Below are 14,263 nucleotides of genomic sequence, written 5' to 3' on the forward strand. Positions count from 1 at the left end.
GGACAGAGGCAAAATGGCAGCAACGAAAAGAAACCATGATTGCGATCAATGACCAACTCACACTAGCAGACGACGAACTGGAGTGGCAATTTATCCGTGCCAGTGGCCCAGGTGGCCAGCATGTCAACAAAACATCGACGGCGGTGCAATTGGTGCTGGATATCCGACAAAGTTCATTGCCAGATTGGCTGCAGCAGCGTTTGTTGCACCGTGCCGATCACCGCATTACCCAAAGCGGCAAGGTTCTGATCAAGTGCCAGCAAAGCCGTAGTCAGGAACAAAACCGTGAGCTGGCGCTGGCGCAATTAACCGAGCTGATCGCCGCTGCCGCTGTGCAGCAAAAAAAACGCAAGGCCACCAAGCCAACCTATGGCAGCCAGCAACGACGCATTCAGCAGAAAAAACAGCGCGGCGCTACCAAGTCGCTGCGACAAAATAAACCACGGTCAGAGTAATTGAGCGCTGTCAGGGCATGCGTTGACTGCTATAGTTAGGCTAACCTCTTATTTTTCTGTTGTCTTTCATGATGCGTCTGCTATTTGTGCTAACTCTTAGTCTCGTTCTGTCTGCTGGCTGCTTTGCCTGGGCCGATGCTGAGCCTGAGCTGCACTTTTTAACCGAGCACAGCCCCCCGTCTCAGTACCTCAACGAAACGGGGCAGATTGATGGGGTGACCATCCAGCTGATTTTGCATTTGCAGCAGCAGCTGGACGAACGGCTGCGCTTTTCGCTGTTGCCCTGGGCCAGAGCCATGGAGCTGGCAAGAGCAGAGCCAAATACGGTGTTGTTTGAAACCGTGCGAACGCCAGCGCGTGAGGCTCAGTTCCAATGGGTTGGGCCAATCAACTACTATGATATGCAGCTGTATAGCTTGCCGGAAGTAGTAGCGCGTCCGGCGGATTTTGCTGCAGCTAGACTTCGTGGTTGCGCTTATCGCAGCTCAGCGCAGCTGGAGTATTTTAAACGGTTGGGCTTTGAAGAAGGGCGTAATTTGTCGGTGGTGGCCAATGCGCATGAATGTCAGGTGATGGCTGAGCGAGGCAGAGCCGAAGTCATTGCACTGAATGCTTTGCGTTACGGAGAGTTTTTCCAGCAAGGGGATGTGACGCTGCAGCGTTGGCAGCCGCTGTACCAGTCGTATTTGTATCTGGCATTTTCAAAGGAAGTCCCGGCAGAGCGGGTGCAGCGTTGGCAGGAGGCGCTACAGCAAAGCTATCTGGATGGTACTATGCGCCGTTTGTATCAGGCGGATTATCCTGTGGCTATGATTGAGCAACTGGAACAATACTGGCAAGCAGAAGATTAGCCTGCTTGCCAGTGCTGCAGTTAGTTGGCGCTAAGTTGCCGCACCTGATAACCACGTTCAGCCAGTAAGTCCAGCACATTATCCGGCCCGGCCAGATGCAGGGCACCCACCAGCACAAATTCAACTTCCGGGGTTTGCAGCATGGCATCAATTTGCTCTACCCAATCCTGGTTGCGCTCAGTGAGCAGGCGCTGATAAAAGCGCTGGCCTACTTCGGTGTCGTGCATGTCGCTGACCAGCTCGGTTAAGGCCTCGCGATCGCCGCTGCGCCAGGCCGCCAAGGTTTGCCGCATAAACTGCTCGGTTTCATCCAGCTGGTCGAGGTTTTGCGCAATCCAGTCGTCTTCATGGCCGTCCGAGATGGAAAACAGCAACGCAAATTGCTGTTCAATGGTTTCCAGAAAGGCTTTGTTTTTATTATCTTGAGCGCCTTTGTTGAAAAAGTACATATCGACGCCTTCGCCCGCCATGCCCAGTTGTTGCAGTTTAAGCTGCAGCATTTGCACCAGCACAAAATCCGGTTTGAACGGCGCTAGCGCCTTGGTATCGACACCAAGTGCAGCGGCGGCTTGTTGCAGGCGCTGATAACTTTCCTCACTAAGAACGGAGCTCAGGGTTCGTCCATCCTGATACATGGCATAGTTCAGCATCATGGGGCCAATGCTGGGGTCCATCATCTTGCTTATATCCACTTCAAACACCAGCTTTTCAGCCTGCTGATAGGCTTTATCGAACTCGGCCGGTAGCGGAAACTCGTTAGCTGGCAATAAATGCACGGTGCCACCAATAAATAGCTGATGCTGGTCGTTACTGACTTGCCAGACAGCACTTTGTGCCAGCAGCGCCTGGCTGCAAAACAGCAGGCCTACCGCAATCAAGCGGGGAATAAATCGTGTAACCATCGAGACGCTCCTTGTGCGCTAAAAAGATTATCATAATGGTAAATTGCCGATAACAAAAGAGTTGGTGCCCAAGTAACTTCATGCAATTTTATCTCTCCCTGAAATCCGCATCGTAAGACTAGTTGGGTATATTCCCTGCCAAAAGGCAGAATGTCGCTCTCTTGGTAAGCTATCATGCTTGAGTACAGCCCTCCTTGGCATTAGGGTATAGGCATAGCAAAGGGTAGGGAGAGTGTTATGGAACATTATGCAGCCTTGCGAGCCAATGTCGGCTTACTGGGAACCCAGTTGGGTGATTTGATCCGCCAGCACTTGGGTGAGGATGTCTACCAACGCATTGAACAAATTCGCCAGCTATCCAAAGAGGCGCGGGCGGGTGATAGTGACCGTGAGCATCAATTAAAGCAGCTGCTGCAATCACTCAGTGATGATGAGCTGTTGCCGGTTGCCCGAGCTTTTGCCCATTTTTTAAATCTGGCCAACCTGGCCGAGCAGCAGCACAGCACCAGCCAGGAAGTGCTGGCGGAAGATCCGCAGGCTGCGCCCTTGCAGGCGATGCTGAAACATTTGCAGGCTGCCAAGCTTCATCCGGAGGCCATTGCTTCAGCTGTGGATAAGCTGGCGATAGAGCTGGTGCTGACCGCGCACCCCACAGAAGTATCGCGTCGCACCGTGATCCATAAGCTCACCGAAATCGCCGATTGTTTATCTGCACTGGAACAACAACGTGCCGATTGTGATCAGCTGCGGCTGCGTGACCGCATGCAGGAGCTGATTGCTCAGTTGTGGTTTACCAATGAAATTCGCGAGCAGCGCCCAACTCCGGTGGATGAAGCCAAATCCGGTTTTGCCATGATCGAGAGTTCGCTATGGCAGGCGGTGCCTGCCTTTTTACGCGAGTTGGATACTTGGATGCGTGATGCCGCCGGTCAGGCGTTGCCATTGCATGCCACGCCGGTTCGTTTTGCCTCCTGGATGGGCGGCGATCGCGATGGTAATCCTTTTGTCACTGCTAAAGTGACCCGCCAGGTACTGTTACTCAGCCGCTGGAAAGCCGCCGATTTGTTTATTCAGGATCTGGATGTGCTCAGCAAAGAGCTGTCGATGAACCAGGCCAATGATGAGTTGCAGCAGCTCAGTGACGGTGCCTTCGAGCCATACCGTGCAGTGTTGAAACAGCTGCAGCAGCAACTCAGTAACACTCGCGACTGGTTGACTGAAGCGGTCAGTCGGGATCGGCTGCAGCGCCCGGCCGATTTGATCTGGCAACGTGAGCAACTGCTGGAGCCTTTGCTGCTGTGCGATCGCTCATTACGCGAATGCGGCATGGCACAAATTGCCGATGGCCGGCTGCAGGATACCATTCGTCGGGTCTATTGTTTCGGGGTTACCCTGCTTAAACTGGATATTCGTCAGGATGCGGCCCGCCATAGCGCTGTCTTTAGTGAGCTAACCCGTCACTTAGGGCTTGGTGATTACAGCGCCTGGAGTGAGGATGACAGGCAGGCCTTTTTATTGCGTGAACTGCCCAATCGCCGGCCGCTGTTTCCAAGGCAATGGCAGCCATCCGAAGAGGTGCAGGAGGTACTGGATACCTGTGAGATGGTGGCACGCCACGGCGAGGAAGCCTTGGGCACCTATGTGATCTCGATGGCCGGTAAGCCATCGGACGTTCTGGCCGTGCAGCTACTGCTCAAAGAAGCGGGCATTGGCTTTGGCATGCGGGTTGCCCCCTTATTTGAAACCTTAAGTGATTTGCAGCAGGCCCCGCGTTGCATAGAGCAGTTGCTGGCCATTGATTGGTACCGCGGTTATATCCAGGGCCAGCAGGAAGTGATGATAGGTTACTCGGACTCCGCCAAGGATGCTGGTGTGTTGGCTGCCTCCTGGGCGCAGTACAGTGCCCAGGAAGCCTTGGTGCAAGTCTGTGGCGATGCCGGTGTGCAGCTTACCCTGTTCCACGGCCGTGGTGGTACTATTGGTCGCGGTGGCGCTCCGGCCCATGCCGCGATTTTATCGCAGCCGCCAGGCTCCTTAGATGGTGGCTTTCGGGTGACCGAACAAGGCGAGATGATCCGCTTTAAATTTGGTCTGCCGAAACTGGCTGAGCGTAGCCTTAGTCTCTATGCCAGCGCGGTGCTGGAAGGCATGCTGTTGCCACCACCGGTACCGAAAAGCAGCTGGCGCCGCGTGATGACGGAGCTGGCAGAAAGCTCCTGCCAGGCTTATCGAGCCATCGTTCGCGAGCACCCCGACTTTGTACGTTATTTCCGCGCGGCCACGCCAGAGCAGGAGTTAGGACAGTTACCACTTGGCAGCCGCCCCGCCAAGCGTAACCCTAAGGGCGGGGTTGAGAGTTTACGTGCTATCCCGTGGATTTTTGCCTGGTCGCAAAACCGCTTGATGTTGCCCGCCTGGCTGGGAGCCGGCAATGCCCTGCAGCAGGTGCTCGATCGGGGTGAGCAAGCGGTGTTGGCCGAGATGCAGCAAGCCTGGCCGTTTTTCGCTACCCGCTTATCGATGCTGGAAATGGTGTTTTTAAAAGCGGACGCTGAGATTTCGGCTTATTACGATCAGCGATTGGTGCCGGCCGAGTTGCATGCGCTTGGCAAGCAATTGCGGCAGCAACTGGCGCATGATCAGCAATTGCTGCTTAGCCTGACCAGACACCGTGAGCTGATGGAAAATGAAAGTTGGATCCGCGAGTCCATTATGCTGCGCAATACCTATGTCGATCCTTTGCATCTGCTTCAGGTAGAGCTGCTGCACCGGCAGCGGCATCAGACGGATACGCTCAGTCCTCAGATCCAGCGTGCCTTGATGGTCACCATCGCCGGTATTGCAGCAGGGATGCGAAATTCGGGTTAATCGGTGCTTGCCCCGGGACGGCGTTGGTGCTGTTTCGGGGCCTTGGCTCAAGACTCAAACAGTTCCTGCAGCACGTGGCGGTAATTGCGTGACATCTGCACCAACTGGCCATTTTTTAGCACCAGGGTGGCATCGCCCTTATCGCCAGGCCGCAGTTCAATGATGTCGCTTTTGCGCACCAGAGTGCAGCGGTGTACTCTGGCAAAGATGCTTGGATCCAGTTGTTGCTCCAGCCGGGTCATGGTTTCACGCAGTAGGTAACTGCGCTCGTCGTTGTGCAGATGAAACTCGACGTAGTTGCCTGAGCTTGTCACCCAGCTAATGTCTTTCACCTGAATGATTTTCACCCGCCCCGGATCCCGAATGATAATTTTCTCTTTATAGCCTGATTTGGCTGCCAGTTGCTGCGAAATAAGTTGCAGCTGCTGCCAGGATAACGTATCCCGTTGTTGCAGCTTCTGTCGGCAGCGATTGAGCATCTGCAAAAAGCGCTCATCGCTAAAGGGCTTTAGCAGGTAGTCCTGTGCAGAGAGCTCAAAGGCGGTGACGGCGTGCTCGGCATAAGCGGTACAGAATACCACCACAGGCTGCTGTACCAGTTGTTGCAGCAGCTCAAGCCCATCCATACCAGGCATATCAATGTCCAGGAACAGCAAATCAGGTTGCAGCTCTTCGATGGCTTGCAGTGCTTGCTGGCCATTTTCAGCTTCAGCGGTAACTTCCATATCGGCATGTTCTGCTAACAAATAGCGAATGCTGGCACGGGCCAATGGTTCATCATCGACAATCAGGCAACGGTAACTCATGGTGTATCTCCAGCCTCTTTTGTATCTAGTAGCAGCGGAAAACGCAGCTTGGTAGTGTATTGATCCGGCCCGCTTGGTCCATGTTGTAAGCTGGCTTCAGGACCAAAAAAGGCTTGCAAACGGGCTCGGGTGTTACTTAGTCCAATGCCAAAACCCTGGCGTGGATTATGTGAGGCATAACTGTTTCGCACTTGCACGGTCACCATCTGCTGGCCTGGCTCCAGATTGGCATGAACAGCGATAGTAGTGGTGGCACTGGCCAGCTTACTGCTGTGCTCAATGGCATTCTCAAATAAGGGCTGCAACAACAGTGGCGGTACCAGGCAGTTATCCAGTTGCTCATCCAGCTCAATATCCAGTTGCAAGCGCTCACCAAAGCGCAGTCGCTGCAGCGCAAAGTATAGCTCCATAAATTGCCATTCATGCCGCAGAGGTACTGCCTCTTGCTGTTGGGTCTGTAGCACAAAGCGCAGCAGCTGACTCAGTTGGTTGGTAGCTTGCAAGGCCTTGGTTTTATCCTCGGTGCGTATCAGGCTGACAATGGCATTTAAGGTATTGAACAAAAAATGCGGATTCAGCTGGGATTTGAGGGCTTGCAACTCAGCTTTTAATAAACCTTTTTCCAGTTGCTGTGTCCGCAGCTGGCTTTGATGAAAACTGCGATAATACTGCAGCAAAAAGCAGGCGGTCACGGTGCCCAGGTAAACGCCCCAGTGAATGTGAAAAGGGTTGGCAAAATAACGGCTGAACACATAGCTAAAACTCAGCTGTCGCTCCGGGTTTAGGAACACGTAGACGTAGCTGGCGATGAGTAACCAGTTCAACGACATGAAAACAACAGCAGCGGCCAGCTGCGTCAGCAAGCATTGCCAGCGCTTGGCATCACTCCAGGGGTGGCGTTGGGTAAAACGGACAATAAAGGGTGTCAGCAGTGCCCATACCAGCCAGTTAGGGGCAACCCGATGAAAAACCAGACTCCAGTCGCGCTGTACCCCCATGCTTAGCAAGGAGTGGTAGTTATGGCTGGTTGCAATCAGTGTCACCAGCAAATACGCCAGGCTTGCCAGTAAAAACCAGCGCGCTGGCGGTAGCCAGGATAATCCAGATGTTTGTGCAGAGGATCGTTTCATCAAATAACTTTACGCAAAAGTCAGCACGATTGGAATTCTGTTTCGTACCCGGAAACCACCGTTTCAGCCCTGCGGGTTTGGCAGGCCTGTCAAATGAAAAAAAACTTCATAGCGCCATACCCTCGCTCAGTCACGGCTAAGCCCCTTTTGGTGGAATAGCGCTAGAGTTGGGGAACTCTCAGGTTTAGCTTCTGCAAGCAGGTGCGAATACAGCACCCCAGCTGGACAAGCATTTGTCTGCAACCATGGGAGAATTACATGAAAAGCTATAATAAAATAACGCTGGCAGTCCGTACAGGATTGCTTACCTCATTAGCGGCCAGTTTGAGTCTGGTGGCTGCGCCTGCGCTGGCGCAAGAGGACAGCGAAGCCAGGGTCGAGCGCATCGAAGTAACGGGTTCGCGTATTCGCCGTATTGGCGAAATGGCACCAACACCTGTTACCGTTATTACCGGTGAGGGTCTCGTTGATGCTGGTGTTACCAACGTTGGTGACCTGCTGCATCGTATGCCAAACACCTTGGTCGGTTTATCTCCGGAAACCTCAAACAATTTCATTTTTACCAGCGGATTGAACAACACCGATTTACGTGGTTTGGGTTCTAATCGCACTCTGGTATTGGTTAATGGCCGTCGTTTTATTTCTGGTGCGCCAGGAAGCTCCGCGGTCGATTTGAACAACATTCCAACCGCTATCATAGACCGCATTGAAATTACCACTGGTGGTGCTTCTGCTGTTTACGGCTCTGATGCTGTTGCGGGTGTTGTAAACATCATCACTAAAAAAAGCTATGATGGCGTGACTCTTGATTTATCTACCAGCCGCCCTCGTCAAAGTGGTGGTGAAGAAGAGTTTGCTTCCTTGACCTTTGGTGCTGATTTGGGGCGGGCAAGCTTTATTACCAATTTAAACTGGACACGTCAAAAGCAAATCAGCTTTATGGACCGTGACTTTTTACGCGATGGCCCCATTGCTGTGCGAAATCCACGTAGCAGTGAGCCAGACTTTGACTCAGTCAATGAGCCAGGCACAATTTTTTGGGGGCTAGGTCGTCAGACTCTAGCTCTCTATAGTCGTACTACAGCTATCCATGTTGGCCCAGGCACTGGGAATCCATTTACTTTTACCGCTGATGGGCAGGCCCGTGACTGGGTGTATGGTGAAGCATTGCCTCCTTTGGCCTCAGGTAGGGTTGATTACTTGGGTGGTGATGGTTATACGTTTGCTGAAAACTCCTACATGCGTACTCCGCTAGATCGCATTAACTTTGTAACCAATATGAATTATGAGTTCAATGATGATCACCGCATGCAGGTTGAAGTCAATTTGGCTAAAACCGATGCTTATGGGGAAAGCTCACCAGCATTTTTAGTATTTACAGTTCATCCTGACAACCCATTTTTACCAGCTGATGCTGTAGAGAGAATGGGCGGTTCACCACGTTTAGGTTCTTATCTAGCACAAGACTTTGGTAATCGACAATACAGTCAGGATCGAACTTTAGCACGTATATCGGTTGGCTTTGATGGTGCCATTAATAACAACTGGATGTACGATGTTTACGTGACATCTGGTCATGTTCAGGCGGACACGGAATGGTATGGTGAAATGTATGAAGACCGCTTCTACAGCGCAATCGATGCCATTGAACTGGACGGACAGATCGTCTGTCGTGATGCAATAGCCCGGGCACAGGGTTGTTTACCATTAAATATTTTTGGAACAAAACAATACAGTAATGAAGCCTATGACTGGGTGAGTACGGATGCTATACGTCGCTCATCTATCCAGCAACATGTGGTTGGAGCATCTGTAAATGGTGATGTGTTCGAATTACCAGCAGGCTGGGTTGCCATGGCAGTTGCAGCTGAGTACCGCAAGGAAAAGGCTGATACCTTACCCGATCCTGCCATGCGTGCAGGCTTGTTGTTTAATAACCAATCTCAACCTTTAGCGGGTGAATTTGATGTTAAAGAGGTTTCAGTAGAGCTGTCAGTCCCCTTACTTGAAGGTTTAGCGTTTGTAGACAGCCTGACATTTGAAACTGCAGGACGTTTGATGAATTACTCGACGGCGGGTACCGATACTGCCTGGAAACTTGGCTTAAACTGGGAAGTGAATGATGAGCTAAGAATTCGGGCTAACAGATCGAAGTCTGTGCGGGCACCCAATATTGGTGAGCTGTTCAATCCACCAGGACAGACATTCCGCAGCCTTACTGATCCTTGTGCGGTTTCGCGTCGTGATTTATTGAACCCTGATTATAAAGATAACATTCTGAATAACTGCGCTGCCCAGGGTATTCCGGCAGATTTTGAACCCTCTCAGGAGTGGTATGGTTCTACCCGTCCAGGTTTCATCATTGGGAACACCGATTTAACCAATGAGATTGCAAAAGATATCACCATTGGTTTTGTCTACAAACCAAGTTTCTTTAATGATTTAAGCTTTACAGTGGATTACTGGAAGTTCGACATGTCCAACATGATCCAGTCATTCCAAGGCCCAGATCTGGTGCGTTATTGTTATCAGTCAAGCTCAATTGATAATGTATTTTGTCCATTGATTGAGCGTGATCCAAATACCTTTGAGATAGTGAATTACTTCGAAAAACCAATCAACTCAGCCCTAAGCACTACATCGGGTGTTGATATCGAAGCGAACTATCGTTTCTCAACCGACTTTGGTGATTTTGGAATTCGCTGGATTGGTACCTATCTGGAAGAGCGTACCTTTAACCAAACAGGCTTTGCAGAAGATAAGGTTATTGAAACCGGTGAGCAGGAGCGTCCGCGTTGGCGCAATCGCTTAATCACCAGCTATAGCTACCAGGATTTCTCAGCCGTGCTGACCATGACGCACCGTCATAAATCAGTGCTTGATAATGAGTGGACACCAAACCAGAACAACTGGAATGATGTTCCGTCTTACATAACCTGGGATCTGACATCACGCTACAATGTGAATGATAACCTGCAAGTTCGTGCTGGTATTTTGAACATGTTTGATAAGACACCACCTCGTCGTCCAGGTATGTTTAGTCAGGGTGGCTTCTATGATGTGATTGGTCAGCGCTTAACTTTAGGTGTGAACTACACGTTCTAAGTGAAGCTGTTATTACTTTCACTTAAATAAAGACGGACCTATTCATAAGTCCGTCTTTTTACCATCTGAAGTCTTACAAAAAACGGGTACCCAATATATTTTGTTACCAAATCGGCTTCTTTTAGGGAAGACTTTTACAGTCCTTTCGATACAGAATAAGCTGAAGAGCAGCAATTGGAGCAGGTTATGATCACGTACAAACAGGTCCGAACTGGATTGGCTGTCAGTGGCTTGATGGTACTGCTGGTTACAGCACTGATGGTTCGGCAAAGCGATGCTTTTAGCAAACAGGAAACGATCGGACAGTCATTAGCTCCATGCTGTATGGAGCAAGAAGCAGTATTATCATCTCGATGGTATCTGCAGTGTGACCCAGAGGCCTATTATACCGATTGGCAATTATTGATGTAATGGGCACCGGTTAAAGTGCCCTTGTCGTTCTTAGTCGGACAGATTTAGAAACGGTAAACCCAACCTGCCACCAGCGTATAAAAACTCTGACTGTCTAACATAGCACTTTGATGTTCACCGATGAAACGGGCAAACTGGCTACTGATGATCAGCTTGCTGTTGGCGGAAGTGGCTTTCATCACAGTAATGCCTGATTGCACCCGAAAGCGACTGTTGGCCTGGTAGCTATTCAAGCCACTGCGAGAGGCCTCCGCCTCGCTGATGCCGAAATAGTAATTGCTGATTTTCGTGTCCCAGTAGTGCAGGCTCAGCTCTGGCATCACGACCAAACCTAAGCTTTCCCATTGAAAAGCGCGGCCCACCGTGATGGCCGAAGTGATACCGTGATGGGTGCTGGTGATGTCTGTCATCAGCGAGGCTCGCGTTTGGTAATTGCCGCGTTGGTAAGCCAGCTCTACCCCTGCCAAGTAGCTAAAGCGCCGCTTATCCAAAGCGCCAATGGCCGGATCTTTGGCTTTGCTGGGATCAAAGTAGCCAGCTGCAGGCGCTAGTTTGGCAGACATTTGAATGGGGTGTTCGTTAGTCAGGCGGTAGCCTGCTTCCAGGCCCTGAAAGCTAAATCGCTCGCCCTGGTAAGCAATCCAGGGTAAAACAAACTGCTCGGAAGCAATGCTTTTGTAAGGTGTGGCGACGTGCACCATGCCAACTCCGAGCTCGAACTCGGTTGCCTGTGCTGCGATAAACTTGCCAGAGATGATCAAAGCTATCGCGGTCCAAAGTGTCATTGATTTCATAGGTTGTCCTGCTACTGTATATTGGTTGAAACGATTATTCTGGTTGGCCTGTTCAGGGAGCTCTGCCAGAGAGCGCGGATTTTAGAAAGTTCAATGAGGGATGGCTTGTTAAATGCTCTGAATTATTCTGAAATCCATGCTTTATGCGCTATAAAGTTTTAATTTTGAAGCAAAAATCAATTTGTGCTTTCAGGGTTTAAGTGCTGGCTTTTTGCAGCTCCACTCAACAGTGAAGCCAGGTATTAGGTGAGTCATGTCGTTAGAGCGACGGCTGAACCGGAGATGTTGACAGTGCCGCTTCAGGCGGTGCCCTAGCTAATGCAATGAGTACAATCATGAATCACAATGCAAGTCGCCCCGTATGGCTGAATGATCATTGGTATCTGGATGCAACCCGCAATATCTTGCGCAAAGATGGGGTGCAGTATGAGATGGAGCATCAGTTGTTTGTGCTGCTGGATTATTTCGTGCAGCGTGAACAGCAGGTGCTTGGCAAAGACCAGCTCATCACCGACAACTGGCCTGGCAAGGTGGTGAACGAAGACAGCCTGACGGTGGCTATCAGCAAGTTACGTAAAGTCTTTGGTGAGCAAGCCAAGCAACCCACCCTGATTAAAACCATTCCTGGCGTGGGCTATCAGTTTATTGCCTCGGTGCGACCGGCAGAACAAGTGCTTGAGAACAGCGCCCAACCACATCGTTCTGCAATGCGCAGAGCCTGGCCTTTGTTTGCCGCAGTCCTCCTGATGAGTTGGCTGGCGTTGCCCTGGCTGTTGCAAGAGCCTGAGACTATGGGCCAGCCAGAACAGGATGCCGGAGTTACCGCAGACATCACACCACTGCAGCGGTTGATGCAGCAATCGGAGCAGGCTGAGCGTCCACAGATCCCTGATTTGTTGGATGAGTGGCGGAATATGTTGCTGCAGGACCCAGAGTTGGTGCAGGGCTACTGGTATCTGGCCTGGTTGAAAATTCGTTTGCTGGGTAATGATCTGCCGGAGCAACCGCAGCATTTCGCCGAGCTGAATGGCTTGCTGCAGCGGGTCGTGGCTCTGGAGCCAAACCATGCTGAGGCCTGGAGCTGGCTGGCGAGGATCCACTTCTGGCATCGTTCCGACTATGCCCAGTCAGCTGCTTATTTTGAGCAAGCGCTGCAGTTGAAAGAAGATGCAAACTTTTATTATGCCTATGGCGAGATGCTGTTGGCACATGGTCAGTTTGAATCCACCTTTGAGCTGTCAAACAGAGCCCTGCAAATGCTGCCACACCTCTATGCCTTTCCGGGCATGGCCTGGGCTTATCAGCTGAGTGGTCATACCGAAGAGGCCTGGCATGAGCTACAGCGCATTAGTCAGACCGAACGAGAAACCAAAATGTGGCATTGCTCTGCGCTACGTATCAGCTACGAGCTGGGCTTGTACGAACAGACTTTCCAGTCATTGCGCTGGTTACTGCAGCAAAGTGACGAAGGGCTTAGTCACCTGGATGAGGTGACCAAGCTGTATCAGACCGAAGGGATGCCCGCGGTGTTTGGTTTCTTACTGGCGAATCAGTTTACCGACGATATCGGTCACTATCGTCCGCCATTATCCTGGGCGCGTTATGCCATTTTAACCGGTGACTTAGCAACAGCAGAGCAGTATTTCCAACAAGCCGTCGCATTAAGGCAGATCCCATTGCTCTGGGCTGCAGTCGACCCTGTTTATGCGCCTTTGCACCAGAGCGAGGTTTTCACGAGTTGGTTGCAGCACATTCGGCTCTCTGGTGCTGTGCTAGCGCGCTAGTTGCGGCGTCATTGGCTCGGCCGTTACTGGCGCTGCTCAATGAGCCATTGGCTGATTTTATCTCTGCTCGTGGTCGAAAAGCTGAGCTCACGCCAGCTGCCTTGATAACAGGTGGGGGCTATTTTAAACGAATGCTCTTCACCTGCGGCGACGTAATAGCTCATGTTGTCGGGCAGGTTACCGGGGAATAGTCGCGCTAACTCATCCAGGCTCCAGACCGGGCTAACCAGCGGATCGTTTTCGCCAAACATCATTAAAAACGGTTGATGGATGGCTTTGAGGTAAGCATCCGGCTCGAAATCTTTGATCAGATTCAATTGGCGCAAATTCCCTTTCCAGCCTACCAGCGAAATGAAGAACAGATTACGCCGGACTTGACGGCTGGCTTTGTGCTCAGCCTCTTGCTGCGACAAGCCTTGCTTGCATTGCAGAATGCTGGCGGCATCGTTGATCATTTGCCGCCGCACGCCAAAGGTTGGCCCGGCCATGCTGATGCCGCCGGCAAACACTTCCGGATACTCTGCCAGGGCAATCTGTACGATCCAGCCGCCCTGGCTATGGCCCACGACAAATACCTGCTCATGGTCAATAAAGTCGTACTCCCGCAGGTGAAGCGCGACATTGCGAGCATCCAGCGCTCTTTGCTCAAAGTTGGTGTTGTACCAAACCCCTTCGGAGTGGCCCAGGCCCCGTTTATCAAAGAACACCATGGTGAATCCTTGCTCGACCAGGCTGTGGTCAAAAAAGAACTCGGTGGTGCTTTGGTAGTTTTTCAGCGTAGATCCTGTGCCAGAACCAACCAGAAAAATAATCGCAGGTTGCTTACTGCGAATGGTGTTGTCACGGACCATATAGCCATCCAGTAAAAAACCTTCGCTCGGCGCTTTAAATGGGATCCGTTCTATAGCGCTTGTCGCTTTTGCTAAATCAGCCTGAGCTGGTGCGCTAGCAAAGCTTGCCACCACTACCATCATCAATGCTATTGTCTGTTTGAGCATCCGTGAACTCCTGAAGTAATCGGCTGGTTCGTTTATGTCGTGCAGCCCGTGAATCTTCTGGTTATTTTCTATACAACCCTGCCTGCATCAAGTTAAATCTGCCATTTAGAAGACTTAATAAGCTTTAATACTAAGCCATTGCATGACCAGGTTTAGAAT

Annotated in this window: 10 protein-coding genes; 5 read left to right on the forward strand and 5 right to left on the reverse strand. The window is 51.2% G+C overall.

Going from position 1 to position 14,263, the window contains the following annotated elements; translation table 11 throughout:
• The first annotated feature begins 35 nt into the window (after positions 1-35).
• Together arfB and JJU14_RS14710 are read left to right on the forward strand one after the other, a co-directional pair.
• Positions 36-455, forward strand: coding sequence for an alternative ribosome rescue aminoacyl-tRNA hydrolase ArfB (arfB, locus tag JJU14_RS14705; RefSeq protein ID WP_228614488.1), 420 nt, complete (start codon positions 36-38; stop codon positions 453-455).
• A 68-nt stretch (positions 456-523) separates the two neighbouring features.
• Positions 524-1,306: an ABC transporter substrate-binding protein gene (locus JJU14_RS14710; RefSeq protein ID WP_228614479.1), complete on the forward strand. Its 783-nt coding sequence runs from the start codon at positions 524-526 to the stop codon at positions 1,304-1,306.
• A 20-nt stretch (positions 1,307-1,326) separates the two neighbouring features.
• Here the strand turns inward: JJU14_RS14710 and JJU14_RS14715 are convergent, their stop codons facing one another.
• On the reverse strand, positions 1,327-2,208 hold the full coding sequence (locus JJU14_RS14715) for a TraB/GumN family protein (protein WP_228614480.1): 882 nt from the start codon (positions 2,206-2,208) through the stop codon (positions 1,327-1,329).
• A 237-nt stretch (positions 2,209-2,445) separates the two neighbouring features.
• Here JJU14_RS14715 and ppc point away from each other — a divergent pair, with 237 nt between their 5' ends.
• A complete protein-coding gene (gene ppc, locus JJU14_RS14720; RefSeq protein WP_228614481.1) occupies positions 2,446-5,076 on the forward strand; it encodes a phosphoenolpyruvate carboxylase in 2,631 nt (876 codons plus the stop codon).
• A gap of 47 nt (positions 5,077-5,123) precedes the next feature.
• On the opposite strand, the gene JJU14_RS14725 is transcribed toward ppc, so the two are convergent.
• Complete coding sequence (locus JJU14_RS14725; protein ID WP_228614482.1) at positions 5,124-5,882, reverse strand: LytTR family DNA-binding domain-containing protein; 759 nt, start codon at positions 5,880-5,882, stop codon at positions 5,124-5,126.
• Positions 5,879-7,012: a histidine kinase gene (locus JJU14_RS14730; protein WP_228614483.1), complete on the reverse strand. Its 1,134-nt coding sequence runs from the start codon at positions 7,010-7,012 to the stop codon at positions 5,879-5,881. The genes JJU14_RS14725 and JJU14_RS14730 overlap by 4 nt, the downstream gene beginning before the upstream one ends.
• A gap of 258 nt (positions 7,013-7,270) precedes the next feature.
• On the opposite strand from JJU14_RS14730, the gene JJU14_RS14735 reads away from it, so the two are divergent.
• Entirely contained in the window at positions 7,271-10,117 is a 2,847-nt protein-coding gene (locus JJU14_RS14735; RefSeq protein WP_228614484.1) for a TonB-dependent receptor, read from the forward strand.
• A 455-nt stretch (positions 10,118-10,572) separates the two neighbouring features.
• On the opposite strand, the gene JJU14_RS14740 is transcribed toward JJU14_RS14735, so the two are convergent.
• Positions 10,573-11,322 carry a MipA/OmpV family protein gene (locus JJU14_RS14740; protein WP_228614485.1) on the reverse strand — a complete coding sequence of 250 codons (750 nt, stop codon included), beginning with the start codon at positions 11,320-11,322 and terminating at the stop codon, positions 10,573-10,575.
• Positions 11,323-11,657: 335 nt separating this feature from the next.
• On the opposite strand from JJU14_RS14740, the gene JJU14_RS14745 reads away from it, so the two are divergent.
• Complete coding sequence (locus JJU14_RS14745) at positions 11,658-13,106, forward strand: winged helix-turn-helix domain-containing protein (RefSeq protein ID WP_228614486.1); 1,449 nt, start codon at positions 11,658-11,660, stop codon at positions 13,104-13,106.
• A 23-nt stretch (positions 13,107-13,129) separates the two neighbouring features.
• Here the strand turns inward: JJU14_RS14745 and JJU14_RS14750 are convergent, their stop codons facing one another.
• Entirely contained in the window at positions 13,130-14,104 is a 975-nt protein-coding gene (locus JJU14_RS14750) for an alpha/beta hydrolase (RefSeq protein ID WP_228614487.1), read from the reverse strand.
• Between the last annotated feature and the right edge of the window lie 159 nt (positions 14,105-14,263).

Origin of the sequence: Alkalimonas sp. (assembly GCF_020831925.1) — a bacterium.
Classification (GTDB): domain Bacteria; phylum Pseudomonadota; class Gammaproteobacteria; order Enterobacterales; family Alteromonadaceae; genus Alkalimonas.

Excerpts from the sequence above, each read along its gene's own strand:
- arfB (WP_228614488.1), top strand. The coding sequence starts at position 36 with ATGATTGCGATCAATGACCAACTCACACTAGCAGACGACGAACTGGAG.
- JJU14_RS14710 (WP_228614479.1), top strand. The coding sequence starts at position 524 with ATGATGCGTCTGCTATTTGTGCTAACTCTTAGTCTCGTTCTGTCTGCT.
- JJU14_RS14715 (WP_228614480.1), bottom strand. The coding sequence starts at position 2,208 with ATGGTTACACGATTTATTCCCCGCTTGATTGCGGTAGGCCTGCTGTTT.
- ppc (WP_228614481.1), top strand. The coding sequence starts at position 2,446 with ATGGAACATTATGCAGCCTTGCGAGCCAATGTCGGCTTACTGGGAACC.
- JJU14_RS14725 (WP_228614482.1), bottom strand. The coding sequence starts at position 5,882 with ATGAGTTACCGTTGCCTGATTGTCGATGATGAACCATTGGCCCGTGCC.
- JJU14_RS14730 (WP_228614483.1), bottom strand. The coding sequence starts at position 7,012 with ATGAAACGATCCTCTGCACAAACATCTGGATTATCCTGGCTACCGCCA.
- JJU14_RS14735 (WP_228614484.1), top strand. The coding sequence starts at position 7,271 with ATGAAAAGCTATAATAAAATAACGCTGGCAGTCCGTACAGGATTGCTT.
- JJU14_RS14740 (WP_228614485.1), bottom strand. The coding sequence starts at position 11,322 with ATGAAATCAATGACACTTTGGACCGCGATAGCTTTGATCATCTCTGGC.
- JJU14_RS14745 (WP_228614486.1), top strand. The coding sequence starts at position 11,658 with ATGAATCACAATGCAAGTCGCCCCGTATGGCTGAATGATCATTGGTAT.
- JJU14_RS14750 (WP_228614487.1), bottom strand. The coding sequence starts at position 14,104 with ATGCTCAAACAGACAATAGCATTGATGATGGTAGTGGTGGCAAGCTTT.